Below are 4338 nucleotides of genomic sequence, written 5' to 3'. Positions count from 1 at the left end.
CATCGGCACGTTTGAAGATAGAAGCAACACGAGTGTATGCATACTGCATGTATGGCGCCGTGTTACCTTCGAAGGCCAGCATGTTGTCCCAGTCGAAGATGTAGTCAGTGGTACGGTGCTTGGAAAGATCTGCGTATTTAACAGCGGCCATCGCAACAGTCTTGGCAATGTTCTCTTTTTCCGCTGCATCCAGATCCGGGTTCTTCGCTTCGATAAGCTTCGCTGCGCGCTCTTCTGCTTCGTCCAGAAGATCGGCAAGACGAACGGTACCACCAGCACGGGTCTTGAACGGACGACCGTCTTTACCTAGCATCATACCGAAAGCGTGGTGCTCCAGGGTAACTTCTTCTGGTACATAGCCAGCCTTACGAACAATCGTCCATGCCTGCATCAGGTGCTGGTGCTGACGTGAGTCGATGAAGTAAAGTACACGGTCAGCGCCTAGTTGCTCGTAACGGTATTTGGCACAGGCGATATCTGTGGTGGTGTATAGGAAGCCGCCATCACGCTTCTGGATAATAACACCCATAGGCTCGCCGTCTTTGTTCTTGTATTCTTCAAGGAAGACAACCTGCGCACCATCGTCTTCTACTGCCAGGCCTTTTTCTTTCAGGTCGGCAACAATGCCAGGAAGCATGTCGTTGTACATGGATTCACCCATAACGTTATCACGGGTCAGTGATACGTTAAGGCGATCGTAGTTACGCTGGTTTTGGATCATGGTAACGTCTACCAGCTTCTTCCACATGTCAGCACAGTACTCGTCACCGCCCTGTAGCTTAACAACGTAGTTACGAGCACGTTTTGCGAACTCTTCGTCTTCGTCGTATAGCTTTTTGGATTCGCGGTAGAAGGCTTCAAGGTCAGACAGTTCCATTGAAACTTCGCCAGACTCTTGCTGAACACGTTCCAGGTTGGCAATCAGCATACCGAACTGAGTACCCCAGTCACCGATGTGGTTGGCACGAACTACTTTGTGACCTAGGTGTTCAAGGGTGCGAACAACAGCATCACCAATGATAGTTGAACGAAGGTGGCCAACGTGCATTTCTTTGGCAACGTTCGGCGCTGAGTAGTCAACAACAATGGTTTTTTGTTCTTCTTTGGCAACACCAAGGCGCTCGTCAGCCAGGGCTTCTTCGGCGCGCTCGGCTAGCCAGGTTTTGCTTAGGAATATGTTGATGAAGCCAGGGCCTGCGATTTCAACTTTCTCTGCGATACCGTCAAGGTCCAGTACGTCGATAACTTTCTGTGCGAACTCGCGAGGGTTAGTGCCAAGCTTTTTGGCAACGCCCATGACACCGTTAGCCTGGTAGTCACCAAACTGTGCTTTCGCAGACTGGCGAACAGCTGCTGGGCTACCTGCTGGTGCGCCTGCGGCTTCTAATGCCTGAGATACTTTATCGTTAATTAGTGCTTGAATGTTCACACGCTTATCCTTTAAATCATTTAGTTCGCCAGTAGACTGATTGTACTGGCGAGGCAAAAACGTCACGGTATTCAAGAGCTGCCATAAGCAAAACCGTCAAAAATAATCACGTAAGCAGGCCACATCAATTGCAGCATAATGAATGCTGGTGGGGATCACATGAGTATTTTTGACGGGACACTCTCTTGGATCAGAGGTGATATCTTGAATACGTACATTGCATTGCCTTAATAATACCCACAAAGTTAGGTGTTTTGGCAACCCGAAAAAGGCATTGTTTGCGATTTTTTTTTTGTTTTGGATAGAACGTGAAAATTATGCACAAATCAAGCAGCAACAAGGCCTGTCGTCGCCTTGGGCGGGGTTTCTATAAACCTAAAACTGTGGATAATTATGCGTTCGTTTCCCGATGCAGTATTAACTGGAGAAAAAACATGCAGAAGCTAATTGATGCCGGTCTTCACCCCGAACAAATGCTGGCAGGGCTGCCTGCTTTTGGTGCGCGTATCGAGTCTCTGGCGCAAGAAATGAATATATCGTTGTCTGGCTACCAGGCTGACCATATTGCATTACGGGTGAATGACCTTGAAGTGGCCAAGGCGCTGCATCAGGCCTGGCTGGAATACGGCGAGGAGTGGTCGAACAATGAAATCAACGGTCGGCCGATTATTGTAATCGGTTTTCACCAGCCGCTTGAGGTGGGTAGCTGGCGCATTGAAGCACTGGAGCTGCCATATCCGGGGAACAAGTCGTATCCGCAGCAGGGCTGGGAGCATATTGAGTTTGTTGTTCCGGCTAAGGTTGATAATACCGATGAACTGAAAACAGTACTGGATGAGGTGTTTCCGTTATTGCCGTGGGAGAAACTGGCTGAGCAAGATATTAAGGTAAAGGCCAGTATGCCGTCGGGTGAAAAAGAACGTCTGCCGAATCCAACGTACGCTTTTAAGAAGCAGGGTGTGTGTATCAAGCTACATCCTTGTTCGCTCAAAGATGTGATTGCAAGTGAACGAGGCTAGTTCTGAATGAGCTTTGTGTTGCGGGCCAGTTAGCAGCCCGCAACCTGAAAGGTATTTGTTGTTAGAGAATGACGGTGCGGTTGCCGTGCACAAAGACCTTGTCGTCTAGTACCAGGCCAAGCGCCTTGCTCAGAACCGACTTTTCGACATCACGCCCGGATCGGGCCATATCGCCGGCGCTGAAGTTATGATCCACATTGATGACATTCTGGGTAATGATCGGGCCTTCGTCTAAATCGTTGGTCACAAAGTGGGCAGTCGCCCCGATGATTTTTACCCCGCGCTCGAATGCTTGCAGGTACGGCTTGGCACCGATAAAGGCTGGCAAAAAGCTGTGATGAATGTTGATGATCTGATGCGGGAACTGGGCCACAAAGTTAGGTGTCAGGATCCGCATATACTTGGCCAGTACAACATAGTCGGGGTTGTACTGCTTGACAGCCTCAAGCATTTTTTCTTCGTGAGCTTCGCGGCTCAGCCCTTCATGGCAGACATGGTGGAACGGGATATCAAATTTCTCTGTTAGTCCGGCCAGCGTATCGTAGTTGCCGACAACGGCTGCAATCTCAACATCCAGGGTTCCGTCGAAGGCTTTGACAAGAATGTCGCCCAGACAGTGTGCCTCTTTCGTGACCATAATGACAATGCGTTTGCGGGCCGAGCTAACCAGACGGCGGTAGCTGCCTTCAGGCAGCGCACGATCGAGATCGAACAGGAAGGTTTCGTCGTTAAATACCCCCTCCAACTCCGTACGCATAAAGAACCGGGTATGGGAGTGATCAACAAATTCATTATTGTGGATAATGTTTAGTTGGTGTTTGTAGCAGATGTTGGTGATTTTAGATATTAAACCCATTGCATCTGGGCAGTCGGTGAGAAGGGTTTTGGTTTCCATGTGCTTCCTTGAACTACTATATTTATATTTCCGTTCTCTTTTATTTACCGCGTATTTATTTCAGGGTCAAAACAAAATTCGAATTAGTTTCAGTGATAGTTGCCATTTGTACAAAAACCTAACTAATGAGTTGCATTATCTAGGAGGAAGCTATGTGGTCACAACGGCTGACATTTTTTTTGAAAACCCTTTTGCTCGCTCTACCGTTTCTTGGTGTCGGCTTTGCCTATGCCGACAGTCATTCCAAGGACAGCAAGTCGCTGTATACCCGGCTCGGGGGGCTGCAGCCTATTTCAGTTGTCGTCAGTGATTTTATTGATGTGATGGTGGTCGATGACACCCTCAATGCCAACCCGGCAATTGATGCGGCAAGAAAAGTGGTTCCTGCTCCCTACTTGAAATATCAGGTCACGGCGATGGTTTGTAATGCCACCGGAGGCTCGTGTAAATATCAGGGGCGGTCAATGAAAGATGCCCATGCCCACTTGAATGTTTCGGAGAAAGACTGGCAGCAGATGGAGGTATTGCTGAAAGGGGTACTGGACAAACATGGCGTGCCGGAAAAAGAGCAGCAAGAGCTGATGGAAATTGTCGGTTCGACCAAAGCAGACATTGTTACTGCACCTTAATTCTGTCTCTGGTTGCAGCTATTGCAACCAGAGATCTGCTCGTCTAACCCATCGACACCCTGAGTATAAATAACCGTAGTCGCAGGCTGGCAAACTTGGCATAATGTTTTTTTCTACTGTATATATAACCAATAAGCTCTTTGGAATGATTGCCAAGTTTTTTGCCTCAGGTGGCGCACTCGACAAAGCTATACCTGGTTTCCAGGCTCGCCAGCCGCAGATTGACATGGCCCAGGCTGTCGATGATGCAATTTGTGAACAGACCCAGTTGGTGGTAGAGGCGGGGACGGGGACGGGCAAGACCTTTGCCTATTTAGTTCCGGCGTTGGTTCGCGGTAAAAAAACCATTATCAGTACCGGCTCGAA

4 protein-coding genes and 1 pseudogene are annotated in these 4338 nt (G+C 48.8%); 3 read left to right on the top strand and 2 right to left on the bottom strand.

Features of this window, described 5'->3' with window-relative positions; translation table 11 throughout:
* A partial coding sequence (argS, locus tag MHN01_RS18025; RefSeq protein ID WP_239412606.1) for an arginine--tRNA ligase occupies nucleotides 1-1429 on the bottom strand: 1429 nt, incomplete at its 3' end.
* 434 nt (nucleotides 1430-1863) lie between these two features.
* On the opposite strand from argS, the gene MHN01_RS18020 reads away from it, so the two are divergent.
* The gene (locus tag MHN01_RS18020; protein ID WP_239412605.1) at nucleotides 1864-2448 is read left to right on the top strand and encodes a VOC family protein; all 585 of its coding nucleotides are present in this window, start codon (nucleotides 1864-1866) and stop codon (nucleotides 2446-2448) included.
* A gap of 61 nt (nucleotides 2449-2509) precedes the next feature.
* On the opposite strand, the gene purU is transcribed toward MHN01_RS18020, so the two are convergent.
* Nucleotides 2510-3343, bottom strand: a complete 834-nt coding sequence (gene purU / locus MHN01_RS18015; RefSeq protein ID WP_239412604.1) for a formyltetrahydrofolate deformylase — start codon at nucleotides 3341-3343, stop codon at nucleotides 2510-2512.
* Nucleotides 3344-3495: 152 nt separating this feature from the next.
* On the opposite strand from purU, the gene MHN01_RS18010 reads away from it, so the two are divergent.
* Both MHN01_RS18010 and MHN01_RS18005 read left to right on the top strand, forming a co-directional pair.
* Nucleotides 3496-3972: a group 1 truncated hemoglobin gene (locus MHN01_RS18010; protein WP_239412603.1), complete on the top strand. Its 477-nt coding sequence runs from the start codon at nucleotides 3496-3498 to the stop codon at nucleotides 3970-3972.
* 145 nt (nucleotides 3973-4117) lie between these two features.
* Nucleotides 4118-4338: pseudogene (locus MHN01_RS18005) on the top strand (ATP-dependent helicase); the annotation flags it as partial.

The sequence above is a fragment of the Photobacterium sp. OFAV2-7 genome (genome assembly GCF_022347985.1).
GTDB lineage: Bacteria > Pseudomonadota > Gammaproteobacteria > Enterobacterales > Vibrionaceae > Photobacterium.
Note: the sequence above shows the minus strand (reverse complement) of the source record. Positions and strands in the feature narration are given on the sequence as shown.

What these genes read in the sequence shown, in the direction of transcription:
- MHN01_RS18020 (WP_239412605.1), top strand. Translation starts at nt 1,864, where the DNA reads ATGCAGAAGCTAATTGATGCCGGTCTTCACCCCGAACAAATGCTGGCA.
- purU (WP_239412604.1), bottom strand. Translation starts at nt 3,343, where the DNA reads ATGGAAACCAAAACCCTTCTCACCGACTGCCCAGATGCAATGGGTTTA.
- MHN01_RS18010 (WP_239412603.1), top strand. Translation starts at nt 3,496, where the DNA reads ATGTGGTCACAACGGCTGACATTTTTTTTGAAAACCCTTTTGCTCGCT.